Annotated in this window: 11 protein-coding genes; 9 read left to right on the top strand and 2 right to left on the bottom strand. The window is 46.0% G+C overall.

From position 1 onward, the window contains the following. The first annotated feature begins 30 nt into the window (after positions 1–30). Positions 31–366 carry an antibiotic biosynthesis monooxygenase family protein gene (locus tag LLY41_RS21000; protein WP_061793028.1) on the top strand — a complete coding sequence of 112 codons (336 nt, stop codon included), beginning with the start codon at positions 31–33 and terminating at the stop codon, positions 364–366. A 51-nt stretch (positions 367–417) separates the two neighbouring features. Here LLY41_RS21000 and LLY41_RS20995 read toward each other — a convergent pair whose 3' ends face one another. Beyond that, positions 418–1449 (bottom strand): FecCD family ABC transporter permease, encoded by a 1032-nt coding sequence (locus tag LLY41_RS20995; protein ID WP_304586493.1) that lies wholly within the window; start codon positions 1447–1449, stop codon positions 418–420. Continuing rightward, positions 1449–2483 (bottom strand): FecCD family ABC transporter permease, encoded by a 1035-nt coding sequence (locus LLY41_RS20990; protein ID WP_304586492.1) that lies wholly within the window; start codon positions 2481–2483, stop codon positions 1449–1451. Before LLY41_RS20990 ends, LLY41_RS20995 begins: the two co-directional genes overlap by 1 nt. 136 nt (positions 2484–2619) lie before the next feature. Here LLY41_RS20990 and LLY41_RS20985 point away from each other — a divergent pair, with 136 nt between their 5' ends. From LLY41_RS20985 to LLY41_RS20950, 8 genes are all read left to right on the top strand, one after another. Then, positions 2620–4161 (top strand): AraC family transcriptional regulator, encoded by a 1542-nt coding sequence (locus LLY41_RS20985; RefSeq protein ID WP_304586491.1) that lies wholly within the window; start codon positions 2620–2622, stop codon positions 4159–4161. A gap of 165 nt (positions 4162–4326) precedes the next feature. Continuing rightward, on the top strand, positions 4327–5274 hold the full coding sequence (locus LLY41_RS20980; protein ID WP_304586490.1) for an ABC transporter substrate-binding protein: 948 nt from the start codon (positions 4327–4329) through the stop codon (positions 5272–5274). Between the two features lie 146 nt (positions 5275–5420). Beyond that, positions 5421–7247: an IucA/IucC family protein gene (locus LLY41_RS20975; protein ID WP_304586489.1), complete on the top strand. Its 1827-nt coding sequence runs from the start codon at positions 5421–5423 to the stop codon at positions 7245–7247. A gap of 339 nt (positions 7248–7586) precedes the next feature. After that, positions 7587–8933, top strand: a complete 1347-nt coding sequence (locus LLY41_RS20970; protein ID WP_304586488.1) for an IucA/IucC family protein — start codon at positions 7587–7589, stop codon at positions 8931–8933. A gap of 19 nt (positions 8934–8952) precedes the next feature. After that, positions 8953–10188: an AMP-binding protein gene (locus LLY41_RS20965; protein ID WP_304586487.1), complete on the top strand. Its 1236-nt coding sequence runs from the start codon at positions 8953–8955 to the stop codon at positions 10186–10188. Then, entirely contained in the window at positions 10185–10460 is a 276-nt protein-coding gene (asbD, locus tag LLY41_RS20960; RefSeq protein WP_304586486.1) for a petrobactin biosynthesis protein AsbD, read from the top strand. The genes LLY41_RS20965 and asbD overlap by 4 nt, the downstream gene beginning before the upstream one ends. Then, the gene (locus LLY41_RS20955) at positions 10457–11440 is read left to right on the top strand and encodes a DUF6005 family protein (RefSeq protein WP_304586485.1); all 984 of its coding nucleotides are present in this window, start codon (positions 10457–10459) and stop codon (positions 11438–11440) included. Before asbD ends, LLY41_RS20955 begins: the two co-directional genes overlap by 4 nt. Continuing rightward, entirely contained in the window at positions 11437–12264 is an 828-nt protein-coding gene (locus LLY41_RS20950) for a sugar phosphate isomerase/epimerase family protein (protein WP_304586484.1), read from the top strand. The genes LLY41_RS20955 and LLY41_RS20950 overlap by 4 nt, the downstream gene beginning before the upstream one ends. Positions 12265–12297: the final 33 nt, after the last annotated feature.

Below are 12297 nucleotides of genomic sequence, written 5' to 3'. Positions count from 1 at the left end.
TAACAAAAAAGAACTGAGGAGGAAATAGGCATGTTTATTCAATTAAAGACAATTATGGTTAAAGAGGGCCATGGGGAAAAAATGGTGGAGCGCTTTGCCGGAGAAGGAATCATCGAAGAGCAGCCCGGATTTCTAGATTTAAATGTATTAAAGAAAAAACAGCGCAGCGGAGAGGAAGAAATCATTGTTATGATCCGCTGGGAATCTGAAGAGGCATGGAAGGCTTGGGAAACAAGCGATGTACATCTTGCTGGCCATCGTGCGAACCGAGGGAAGCCAAAGCCTGAATTTATTATCGAAAGCCGTCAGGATGTATATCATGTGCTGGGGCAAAAACAATACAGAGAGCCTGCTGAAATCAAATAAAGCTGAAATGCCCATTCATTAGGGATTGTTGAATGGGCATTTTTATTGAATTTAGACCCTCATCCCGGAACCTTTCCGGGTCAGCAGCATGAAGATCAGGTATGGTGCACCGATAACCGATATGACGATTCCGACGGGAATATCGGCTGGCGCAAGAAGATTTTTGCCGATCATGTCTGCCATGAGCACCAGAGCTGACCCGATCAGTGCAGACAATGGCAGGCTGCTGAAGTAATTGGGTCCGCACAGCCGCCGTGCCAGATGGGGAGCGAGCAGGCCAATAAAGGCGATTCCGCCGCCGACGGCCACACATGCTCCTGCAAGGGCAGCAGAAAGGCAAAGAAGCATGCGGCGTTCAGCCTCCACTTTTAAGCCAAGGGCAACCGGAACTTCCTGCTTAAACTGAAGAAGATTTATGGTCCTTGCTTTATAAAAAGCAGCCGGCATAAGAATCAAGATCCATGGAAGCAATGCCCATACATAAGGCCACCCGGTTCCCCAGATGCTTCCTGTCAGCCAAATGGCTGCCTGCTGAAAATCCTTTGGATCCATTTTCAGCTGCAGAATCATGAGAAGAGCACCGCATAGAGCATTAAATCCAAGACCGACAAGGAGAAGCCGTTCCGGGTCTATTCCGCCTTTCCATGAGAACCGGTAAATCAGAGCTGCAATGGCAAGAGCGCCGATAAAAGCGAAAACGGGCAGAAAAAAAGGTTCAGAGAGCAGGCTGCCTTTCTCCTGTCCGAAAAGATAGATTGAAAAAACGACAGCAAGTCCAGCGCCGGCATTGATTCCGAGAATGCCCGGGTCAGCGAGAGAGTTCCTGGAAAGTCCCTGAAGAATGCTGCCTGATAGAGCAAGCCCGGCACCAATCAGCATGGCAATGACCATTCTCGGCAATCTCAGCTGAAATAAAACAAGCTCCTGCCTTGGGGTGCCGCTGCCGGCTAACGTGTTCATTATTTCAGAAAAACGGATGGGCATCACGCCAGTGGACAGGCTCAATATAAAGGTGGCCATGATTAAAAAGACAAAGGCTGCCAGCCAGGTTTTGGACTGTCTTAAAGCAATTTTCCAATCCATTACATATACCCCCTTTTCCTTCGGGACAAATATAAGAAAAACGGAACGCCAATCAAGGCGGTCACTGCGCTGACAGGTGTCTCGAATGGAGGATTAATCATCCGTGCCCCTATATCGGCGAGTACGAGGAGAAGGGCGCCTGCAATGGCACTTAACGGAATGAGCCATCTGTAATCAGATCCGATGAGCATCCGGACTATATGGGGAACGACAAGGCCAATAAAGCCAATTGCGCCTGCAATGGAAACGGCTGCGCCAGATAGCAGAATAACAGCAATGAGCCCGATCCACCTGACTTTCTGCTGAGATTGGCCGAGACCTGCAGCCACTTCCTCCCCTAAAGCCAGTATAGTCAGAGAGCGGCTGATCCAGAGGGACAGCAGAATCCCAATGATAACAGCTGGAAGCAGTATAAAAACATGCTGCCATTTGGTTCCGGATAGTCCTCCGGCAAACCAGAAACTCAGGTCCTGCGCCACCTGGAAATATAGGGCGATACCCGTGGAAAGAGCGCTGAATAAAGTACTTAACGCAGCACCTGCAAGCGTCAGGGTCACAGGAGATATCCGCTCTTTTGAAATCATGGAAAAAGAGAGGACAAGCATGGCGCCGGCTGCAGAGCCTGCAAATGACCAGATCAGAAGAATCCAGTAGGATCCGCTTGAAACAAATGCAAGCGAAATGGCGATGGCAAGCCCTGCTCCATGGGTAATGCCGATGATTGAAGGATCGGCAAGAGGATTGCGTGTGATTCCCTGCATAATAGTGCCTGCAACAGCAAGAGCGGCTCCAATCAGGGCAGCAGCCAATGCCCGCGGGATTCGAACTTCCCTGATCAGCTGGTGTTCAATTTGGCCGGCTTGAAAAGAGACAAAAGAGTCCCAAACAACAGAAGGGGAGATCCATATGGCTCCAAGTCCAATTGAAGCGAGCAGGCTAAGAAAAACAAATACTAAGCCAATAAGGCCCCATTTAATAGATTTTAAGTGAACAGGCTGCAGGGAGTCGTTTATGTCAGCAGCAGTTCTGGCCATGATGATCAGTCCTTTTCTATGTATTTTTTAAATGAAAATGAGAATCGTTATCGTCCTGTAAGATCGTTATTAATCTACTATCCTTCCACAGCATTTGTCAATTCATATTTCAGGAAAAAGAAGGGAGTGTCTAAATATGCTGCTGAAGAGCGATATGTTTGAAATTGAAGCATCCAACCTGCGTGAGGGCTTATCTCAGGCCGTAAATGAAAAGCGCAGTCATTTTTTAATCCTTTACATATCATCGGGAAAGGGCACTTTGGTAAGCGGGAACCAGAGATTGAAGGCAGAAGAGGGCAAAAGCTACTTCCTTGCGGATTCCGGCCTCCTCACATCGTCTTCTTCTTCTCTGCTTTCTGTTAATCTGCTTTCCTGGCCAAAAGAAGGCGATATGCTGAAAGACTTGTTAACCCGTCCGCTGGCTGAACAGGTCCCTGCAAAAATGCTCCCCCTCTGGGAAGAGATGAAGAAAAGCCGGCAGGAAAAATCCATTTCGGCCAAATGCAGATTTCTATCCCTGCTCTGGGAGATGCTGTCCATCCTGACAGACGCGGCCGAAATTGACGGAATGGAAGAAGCGGAGGAATTGATCCGGAACAGCCTGTCCCGTCCATTAACCGTTGCGGAATTAGCTGCTAAAGCAAATATGACCCCTGTAACATTTTCAAGAGCTTTCCGCAAAAGGACCGGTATGACCCCGAAAGAATTTTTAAATGCAGAACGAATGAAGACTGCCAAAAAATTGCTGCTTCAAAAGAAAGGAATTACAGCTAAAGAAGTCGCCATGCAAATAGGGCTGCAGGATGAATTTTATTTCAGCCGCCTTTTCAAAAGCAGAGAAGGGATGCCGCCAACTGTTTTCATGAAAAGGGCCAGTGAACGAATCGCTGTCGTAAGCCAGCTGTTTTTGCAGGATCACCTTATTTCACTCGGAATCCAGCCGGTAGCAGCTCCGTCCTACCCAACCGTCTATCCGGCAAGCAGTGGGGTGCCGGGCTATCTTCAAAAAGAGCTGGAAGGAACTAGATTGCTAAACGCAGAAAAACCATTTCAGCCGGATGATATTTTGCTGACCCATCCGGACCGCATTATTAAAACACCCTTACATCAAATTCAGCTTCAAAGTGTGCTGCTTTCAAAACAGGAGCAAGTACATCATCTGCCTTTGAAGCAGGACTGGCGCCAGTATCTTTATGAAATAGCCGTGATGATCGGCTGTGAAAGCCATGCCGAATGTATAGAAAAAGAAATTCACGGTATGGAATGCAAAGTGCGGGATGAGCTGTGTCCCTTAACGAGAAATGGCCGGTGGGCTGTCATTTGGATTCGCCCGGAAGAAATACGCCTTTACGGGAAGGGAAACCATGCACTGCTCGAGCTTCTTTATCAAAGCCTGGGGTTCCAGCCTCATCCAAATCTGCATGAGGAGGGTTACCGAAATGTCAGCCTTAAGGAAATTGCTGAATTGAACCCCGACAAGCTTCTCATTTTATGGAGTCATGAAAAGGATGTGTGGCGAACTGCACATACTCCAGAGTGGAATAAAATCCGGGCTGTCCGGACGGGAGAAGTCTATTACCCTGAAAGCCATGAGTGGGATCCTTGGGGACCGATTGGGAGGAAGAAGATGCTGGAAGAGTTTCCTTCAAGCATTCTTAAAGCCAAACTAAAAGCTTAAGGATTTAGAAGAAAATAATTAACGTGCAGCTGCAGACTTGCGGCTGTTTGTTTATAACGCAAATTCATTTTGTTCATGGAGAAAGTTAAAAATGTCCATGTTCAGCAATGGTGATAATGATTATCATTGAGAATGAATTTCATTATTGTTTTGGAGGAATGATCCATGAAGAAGTTTTTTGCTCCTTTGGGCGTTGTTTTTATGTTATTTTTACTTATTTTAACGGGCTGTGGAAAAGAAGAGGAAGCTTCTACAGAAGCGTCTGAAAAGAAGAAAGAGGAGAAAACAGAGGAAACAAGAACCGTTGAGCATTTATACGGAAAAGCAGAAGTCCCTGCCGAACCGAAGAAAATCGTTCTGCTGTCTCATGTATCATGGGAAGGTTCGCTTGTATCTGTTGGTGTAAAGCCTTATGCCGTGATGGCGTATGATAATGAGTTTCCTCCGCATTTAACAGAGGAGCTTGATGGTGTGAAGGCTCTGCCTTATGCTGATGAAATTAACTCGGAAGAAATTTTGAAGCTGGATCCGGACCTGTTAATTATCAGTGACCGCTATAAGCCTTTATATGATCAGCTGTCTGAAACTATTCCAACTGTCGTTGTTGAAGTTGGCGGTGATTGGAAGGAAGACCATCTGAAGGTTGCCGAAGCTGCAGGAAAGCTTGATGAAGGAAAGAAAGTGATTGAAGATCTTGAGAAGGAAGCAGAAGATATCGGCAGCCGCGTAAGTGAAAAAATGGGCGATGAAACATTTATGGCAGTAGCCATTAACAAAAAAGATATCCGTGTATATGGACGTACAAACCATGCAACAAATTCGTTATTATTTGATGATTTGAAACTAACACCGGCAGAAAACCTTCCTGAGGATTTCGGTGAGAATATTTCGATTGAAGGATTAGCAAAGTATAATCCTGATCATATCCTCGATGTTTCTTATTTTAATAGTGGAGAGTTCTATGATTCTGTCACACAGGGCGAGGTTTGGAAAAGCCTGAAAGCTGTTCAGAACGGAAACGTACATACTCTCAAGACCACGTGGGGCTATTGGGATCCGATTGAGCGCCAAAAAGGATTGAAGGAAATTGAATCCTTGCTTCTGGGTGAATAAACATCTTAATGAGAGACCGGGACTTTTGGAGGCCCTGTCTCTTCCAATACATTGATTTCTTCTTTGGGAAGGAATCAAATTTTTTAACCATTATTGAGAATGGTTATCAATTACTAGGTCTAAAGACTCGGTGAAAGGATGGAATTATGCATCATTCAGCCAAACAAATTGCAGAAAATGCAACGTTTCAAGCTTTTATAAATAGTTACTTAAGAGAAGTAAATGGCGGACATTGGATGGATAGGGAGGAATGGGTGCAGGAGCAGCGGCCATCTATGACTCTATCAGGCGAATTCGTAGTGGAGATAGAACTTCCAGGTCAATCTGCAGCATTTGCAGTGGAAGTGATTTACCGATCATTAACAGGAAGGCACTTGATCGGCGGAGCCTTTAAATACTGCAGCCAAAGACGGGAATGGATACAGCAGGACCGGCTTCCGATGATGATTGCTCTTATCCACGAATTGCATTTAATGGCCAAATCAAATGGCTGCCATGAGCTTGCATCCCATTTTGATGAGCTGGTGCTCAGGCTGATTGAGAGCTATCAGACAATGGCTTTGTATATTGAAGAAAGAATGAATGACGAAAATAGCCTGTATTCCGAAGAGATCACTTTCATTGAAGCCGAGCAGTCACTTTTGTTTGGACACTGGCTTCACCCTACACCGAAGAGCAGGCAGGGAATGGCTGGATGGCAGCATCCGCAGTATGCACCGGAGTTAAAGGGAAGTTTTCAGCTCCACTATTTCCTAGTAGACCGGGAGTTAGTCAGGGAAGCTTCAGCTAACCGGAATAGCGCAAGCGATATTATACTCCATTCATTAAAGAAATCGATTCCGCATTTTACTGTCCCGCCTAACAACTGCCTCATCCCGATGCACCCTCTTCAGGCTCAATGGCTGCTTCAGCAGAATCATGTCAGAGAGGCGGTTGAAAAAAATCTAATAAAAGATCTTGGCCCAATGGGAGCCTATTATTCAGCTACCTCTTCCATCAGAACGGTTTACAGCCCGGAAAATGAATGGATGTTTAAATTTTCTGTTCCGGTAAAAATTACGAATTCATTAAGGACGAACCGACTTCATGAACTAAAGGCAGGGACCGCTATGACGGAACTAATGGATAAGCTTCGCTTTACGGAAAAATATCCGTCATTTCGGATGATTGATGATCCGGCCTATATAACAGCTGAATTGCCGGGGCATAAAGAGTCAGGGTTCGAGGTCATTATTCGGTCCAACCCTTTTCCAGAAGGAGCGGATAAGGGGATTAGTTCCATCGCTGCATTGGTTCAGAATCCGCTGCCGGATGAACGCTCAAGACTGCAGCGGACAATTGAAAGGCTGGCACAAACAGAGAGAAGAGATCAGCAGGAAATCAGCATGGACTGGTTCGAAAAATACTGGAGATGCTCAATTGAGTCTCTGATCCGATTATATGATGAACATGGGCTTGCCCTTGAGGCCCATCAGCAAAACAGCGTCCTGGATTTATCATCGGGATACCCTGAAGCTTACTACTACCGTGATAATCAAGGCTATTATCTATCAAACGATTATAGGGAAAAGTTATCCGGCCTTTTGCCGCAATTGGCTGAATGCCCGGAACTATTTTATGAGGATGACCTCATTCAGGAACGATTCACCTATTACCTGTTCATGAATCAGCTCTTTTCTGTGATTTGCCGATTTGGGCAGGACCGTCTCATCAGTGAAGATCGTTTGATCGAATGGTGCCGAAAACAGCTTAGCATACTTGAAAAAGAGCTGACTGGGCAGGGGAAAGCATTCATCGGCCATATCCTGCACTCAGAGAAGCTTGCCTATAAAGCCAACCTGCTAACCCGTTTCCATGATGTGGATGAACTGCTGGCGAAGAACGAGCAAGCCGTTTACACCTATATCCCAAATCCTTTTGCCATTGTGAAGAAGGAGGAGAACTATGCAGAAGCTGCATCCGCTGCCATCTAAGAAAGTTGAAAGAAGAGTCATCCGACAGCTACTGGAGGCCGTTCTTTATGAAGGACTAATGGATTATGAAAAAACAGCGCACCAGCCGGAAGAACCGTTATTGAGCTTCACCATTTTCGGAAATCAGCGGACTTACTGCTGTGAGGGAAGGGTTGCTGCGTTTGACCGTGTGCGGCTAAAGGAGGACAGCATCCTTTCCGTGCAAAGCGATGGTTCCCGTACGTCAACAAGCATAGAGGAGCTGGCAGAGGACCTTGTACCCGACCCGGAAAATAGAAACAGGCTTATTTACGAGCTGCAGCAAACCATTCAGCTGAGTGAATGGAATGAAAAAATCTCATGCCGTCTTTTTCAAGGAGAACATTCAGTTATGAGGAGCTGGAGTCTGAAGTTTGGGAAGGGCATCCCTATCATCCTTGTTTTAAGGCAAGGACTGGATTCTCTCTTGAAGACCATTCTGCATTCGGTCCGGAAGCAGGCAAATCTTTTGCACTGCAATGGGCTGCAGTGAGACGCGAGCATAGCCGAATGGCTCTCCCTGAGGGTGAGAAGGAATTCTGGGAGAAGGAGTTGGGTCCTCTCATGCTCGGACAGCTTCTGACCGAGCTGCATGAGTTGGGAAAAACGTTTGAAGAATACACCTTTCTGCCAATACATCCATGGCAGGTAAAGCATATAAAAGATGAATTGGAGCAAGGGGATGTCGTTCTGCTTAAAAGAAGCGGGGATTCTTATCGGGCAACCCAGTCGGTCCGTACTCTTTGGAACGTGGCTAATCCTGAAAAAGCTCACCTAAAACTATCCATGAATATGGTGAATACCTCATCGCTAAGAACATTAGACACTCACGCCATCTGTGCTGCTCCCCATATTTCCAAATGGATTGCAGACACGGTGGAAGCTGACCCATTTTTAAAAGAAGAAGCTTCCTTGATCGTTTTGAAGGAATACGCAGGGATTGCCTATCAGCCTATTGAGGAAGAGCCTGAGGCAAAACTGGGAGCGATTTGGCGGGAAAGTGTTCGTCTCCACATGGAAGAGGGTGAGGAGGCTGTGCCTTTTACAGCACTTCCTTTAATGGAGAGGGATGGTTTCCCATTTATAGATGATTGGCTGAAACACTATGGAATTGAAAGCTGGTTAAAAAGGCTGATGGAAGTAAGTGTGGTTCCGGTCTGGCACATGCTCGCCGCTCATGGCATAGCTGTGGAGGCACATGCCCAGAACATGATCCTCCTTCATAAAAACGGCTGGCCAACACGTGTTGTTTTGAGGGATTTCCATGACAGCACAGAGTATCATCATGATTTTTTGGCAGAACCCAGCCGGATTCCTGACTTTGGAGAGATTCATGAGCAGTTTAAAAAAGGCGGGGACAACGAGTATTATTGGATGACTTCTATTGAAGCACTAAGAGAGCTTGTTATGGATACATTGTTTGTTTTTCATTTAACAGAACTGTCTTTTGCGATTGAAGAGCAGTACGGCTACAGTGAGAGAAAATTTTGGAAGCTGGCTGGCGAGACGCTTGCCGCGCACATGAGCTGCTATCCTGAACTGATTTTCCGAAATTACCTTCTGCAGCATACAGCACCTATAGTTTATGCCGAATCGCTCTTGAAAAGGAAGGTCCAAAAAGAAGAAGCTGGCGGTTTCCGCCATCTTGTCACGAACTCTTTAGCATAGAACCCAAAGGAGAATTGAGATGTTTTTTGTAAATGATCAGTACTATACGCTGGATGATCTTGAAAGACAATATACGGTATTTGAAAATATACCTCATTTAAAAGATTGCCGGAATAGGAGATTGGCTGTTTGTATGCCGGATGCTTTTCAATGGCTTGCACTCTGTTTATTTGTACGCAGTAAAGGAGGATCCATTGTCCCCCTCCATCCTTCTGTCCCGAAAGAAGGTGCCATCAGGATGGCAAATAAGGCGGGCAGCCATTTCCTGCTTTATGAAAATATCCACCGGCCGATCCACTTGTCACAGCAAAAAAATGAGAAGGAAGGCGTTCTGGTGCAAATGAGTTCGGGTACCACTGGGGATCCGAAGTGCATTGAACGCACATGGGAATCGATTGAGAACGAGATTGACAGCTATGTCTCGGTTATGCCGGCTGATAATCAGACTGCTTCAGTCGTTGCCTGTCCGACGACCCATTCCTATGGTTTAATCTGCGGTGTATTGGCGTGCATAAGGCGCGGGGCAGAACCGGTCATTCTGACAAATATGAACCCTAAGTATGTGCTGAAAAAGCTGAAGGAACATCCTAAGCATATTCTTTACGGGGCTCCTGCACTGCTGCATACTTTAACACTGTTAATAAGGGATGGGCAGCGATTGGATGCTGTCATGACATCAGGCACGCTCATGCCTGCCGGCTGGCTGGAAGCATTAAAGAAGGTTTCAAACCGAGTGCTTCAGCAATATGGCTGTTCTGAAGCGGGATGTGTGGCTGTTCATCCGGATGTGAGCGACACGCGTGAAATGGGCTATCCGCTTCCGCACGCCAAAGTAGAGGCTGGAAGCATCCAAAATCCTGGTGAGATCCTCATTCATGATTCTGAAAAGACAATATTTACAAAAGATCTTGGCTATATAGAAAATGGTGTTCTGTCATTTCTGGCCAGAATGGATGACACCATCAATGTGGCAGGCTTGAACGTTTATCCGCAGGAGGTGGAAGACGTTTTGATGGGAGAGCCGAGAATTATAGAGGCAGTTGTTTATAAAAAGGTTCATCCGCTTTCAGGGGAGAGAGTCTGCGCGCAGTATGTCTGCTCCGAATACATTGAGGAAGAGGAACTGAGAGAATGGTGCAGGGATTATCTCGCCCCCTACCAGGTTCCGCTGGAATTTAAGAAAGTAGAGGAAATCGAAAAGCTGCCGAACGGCAAGGTCAGCCGGAAAAGGCTGGGGGAAGGAGTGCTGGCATGACTAGGCAAGAAATCTTACAGATAATCCATGACATTTTACGAGATCAATTAGAGCTTCCTTCTATGAAGGCTTTCCATGAAGATGCACGCTTAAATGAAGATTTGTATATGGATTCCATTATGATTCTGCAGCTGATCCTTCATTTGGAAGTAGACATGGGATTTGAAATTCCAGATGAAATGCTTGTGTCAAAAGATTTCCGAACGGTAGGAAGCCTGGCTGATTTTCTGGAGCGACAGCAGGAGCCGGCTGCAGCGGAGGGCTCCAAATGATTAAAGTGCATTGTTTTGTAAGCTGTGTGTGCGAAGCGGTCAAAAAGACAGAAGGCGCTGACCATCGTCCTTATTATTTCGGAGTATGGGATGCCGATTTCGATGTGCTGGAAAATGGAGTGTTAACGTATCATTCCAAACGGATCGACCATAATTTTTTTCACCAGTGGTATGAAATGCTTTATGGCATCAAGCTGCATAAATGGTACGACGAAAAGCAAAGCAAGCAGGAAAATATAAAGGAAATGCTGAGTTTGCTGGAAAACAAGAAGCCTCATCAATATGTCATGGTGATGCTCGATTTGTCAAAGCTCCCTGAGCGGGAAAATAAATTTCATCAGAGCCCTTTTCCCCATTATGTAATGCTGGAAAAGACGGAAAACGAAGAGGAATGGTTTATGTATGATCCGGACTTCCGCTGGGAAGGAGTGCTTTCAAAAGAGCGGATCCTGGCTGCCATTGAGGATCCTTCAGCTGAAGGCGGTTATTTCTTTGATGCATCTGACATTATTATGCCAACTGCCGAAACGGTTGAAGCGTATTTTAACACATGCATCAAGCATGACTGCAATCCAATGACAGATGCTGTTGCAAAGATTATCGAGCTTCATGCTGCTGGAGAGGAAAAGTTTCCGCTGTCAGGGCTGACACTGGCTTTAAGGGAATTGCCTGTTCTCGCCATACGGAAGTATGCCTATGAGCATGCTTTTGCGTTTTTCTGGGAATCGCTTGGCTATGATGAAGAAGGCTTTGAAGCCTGGTGTGATGAAATCGAAAAACTTGTGAAAGGCTATACAGCCATCCAATACAGGGCCATGAAGCTCGCTATGACTGGTAATAGGCTGTTATTGGATGAAATTGCTGAAAAACTGGAAGAACAGAATATCCTGGAATTTAAAATAAAAAGTGGACTGCAGGAGAGCTTTGAGGCTTGGTCTGAACTGCAGCAATCTCAAAATATGAAGGAGGCCATTCTATGAAACTTTCACTGTGCACCATCTCATTCCGGCATCATCTCCAATCGATCGACCAAATTGCCCACTGGGCCCAGAATAATGGGTTCCAGGGAATTGAACTATGGGGTGTCCATGCCAAAAATCTGGCGGAAGATATCCATTATGGAAGTGAGTGGCTGAGCTCATATGATCTGGAGACAAGTATGCTGAGCGACTATTTGCCCCTGGATGCACCGCTTCCTGCCTTAATGGCCGAAATGAACGCACTCTGTTCACTAGCGCACCGCTGGGGAACAGACAAAATACGGACATTTGCCGGGAACAAGGGCAGTGCGGATATCAGCAGATTAGAGCGGATTGAGCTTGTTTCGCGCATGAAGATGCTTTGTAAAATGGCTGAAGCAGAGGGAATGCAGCTCTTGGTCGAGACTCATCCGAATACTTTGACAGACAATCCATCTTCTGCACTTCAGCTTCTTGAGGAAACGGACCATCCGGCGCTCAGGGTTAATTTTGATGTCCTGCACATATGGGAATCAGGGGTGGATCCTCTATTTGCTCTTAAACAGCTCCAGCCCTATGTTTCGCATTTTCATTTCAAAAATATTGAGTCACGCAGCAAGCTTGGCGTCTTTGCCCCTAATAATGTATATGCAGCAGCAGGCAGCAGGGAAGGCATGGTTTCACTCTTTGAAGGAGCGGTGGACTATCGTCTGTTTTTAAGAGAGGCTGCTGAAATGATGAAAATGGACGCTTCACTGGAATGGTTCGGGCCAAATGTGAAAAGCATTCTGGCAAAAGACAGCAGGGAGATTAAGAAGGTTCTTCAGGTTGAAGGAGCAAGGTAAATGGACAATTGTAAGCAGAAAAAAATCAATCAA

The sequence above is a fragment of the Cytobacillus firmus genome (assembly GCF_023612095.1).
Taxonomy (GTDB): domain Bacteria; phylum Bacillota; class Bacilli; order Bacillales; family Cytobacillaceae; genus Cytobacillus.
Note: the sequence above shows the minus strand (reverse complement) of the source record. Positions and strands in the feature narration are given on the sequence as shown.

Excerpts from the sequence above, each read along its gene's own strand:
- LLY41_RS20955 (WP_304586485.1), top strand. The coding sequence starts at position 10,457 with ATGATTAAAGTGCATTGTTTTGTAAGCTGTGTGTGCGAAGCGGTCAAA.
- LLY41_RS20980 (WP_304586490.1), top strand. The coding sequence starts at position 4,327 with ATGAAGAAGTTTTTTGCTCCTTTGGGCGTTGTTTTTATGTTATTTTTA.
- LLY41_RS20965 (WP_304586487.1), top strand. The coding sequence starts at position 8,953 with ATGTTTTTTGTAAATGATCAGTACTATACGCTGGATGATCTTGAAAGA.
- asbD (WP_304586486.1), top strand. The coding sequence starts at position 10,185 with ATGACTAGGCAAGAAATCTTACAGATAATCCATGACATTTTACGAGAT.
- LLY41_RS20950 (WP_304586484.1), top strand. The coding sequence starts at position 11,437 with ATGAAACTTTCACTGTGCACCATCTCATTCCGGCATCATCTCCAATCG.
- LLY41_RS20975 (WP_304586489.1), top strand. The coding sequence starts at position 5,421 with ATGCATCATTCAGCCAAACAAATTGCAGAAAATGCAACGTTTCAAGCT.
- LLY41_RS20995 (WP_304586493.1), bottom strand. The coding sequence starts at position 1,449 with ATGGATTGGAAAATTGCTTTAAGACAGTCCAAAACCTGGCTGGCAGCC.
- LLY41_RS20990 (WP_304586492.1), bottom strand. The coding sequence starts at position 2,483 with ATGGCCAGAACTGCTGCTGACATAAACGACTCCCTGCAGCCTGTTCAC.
- LLY41_RS20985 (WP_304586491.1), top strand. The coding sequence starts at position 2,620 with ATGCTGCTGAAGAGCGATATGTTTGAAATTGAAGCATCCAACCTGCGT.
- LLY41_RS20970 (WP_304586488.1), top strand. The coding sequence starts at position 7,587 with ATGCCGTCTTTTTCAAGGAGAACATTCAGTTATGAGGAGCTGGAGTCT.
- LLY41_RS21000 (WP_061793028.1), top strand. The coding sequence starts at position 31 with ATGTTTATTCAATTAAAGACAATTATGGTTAAAGAGGGCCATGGGGAA.